Source organism: Xenorhabdus entomophaga, from assembly GCF_037996725.1.
GTDB classification, from domain to species: domain Bacteria; phylum Pseudomonadota; class Gammaproteobacteria; order Enterobacterales; family Enterobacteriaceae; genus Xenorhabdus; species Xenorhabdus khoisanae.
Genome location: NZ_JBBMXH010000486.1, coordinates 1 through 224 on the forward strand (window position 1 = coordinate 1; position 224 = coordinate 224).

Sequence of the window (224 nt, forward strand, 5' to 3'; positions counted from 1 at the left end):
TTCATGACTGGGGTGAAGTCGTAACAAGGTAACCGTAGGGGAACCTGCGGTTGGATCACCTCCTTAACCGAAAGATGGTGAAATGCTGAGTGTTCACACAGATTGTCTGATAAAGAAAGAGACGGTATCGGTCTAGGCTTGTAGCTCAGGTGGTTAGAGCGCACCCCTGATAAGGGTGAGGTCGGTGGTTCAAGTCCACTCAGGCCTACCAATTTTGCTTGCCC

Annotated in this window: 1 tRNA gene and 1 rRNA gene; both read left to right on the forward strand. The window is 50.4% G+C overall.

The features are described 5' to 3' along the window. Positions 1-66, forward strand: a 16S ribosomal RNA gene (locus AAC854_RS23750); the annotation flags it as partial. 68 nt (positions 67-134) lie between these two features. Continuing rightward, positions 135-211: transfer RNA gene (locus AAC854_RS23755), tRNA-Ile, on the forward strand. Positions 212-224 lie beyond the last annotated feature (13 nt).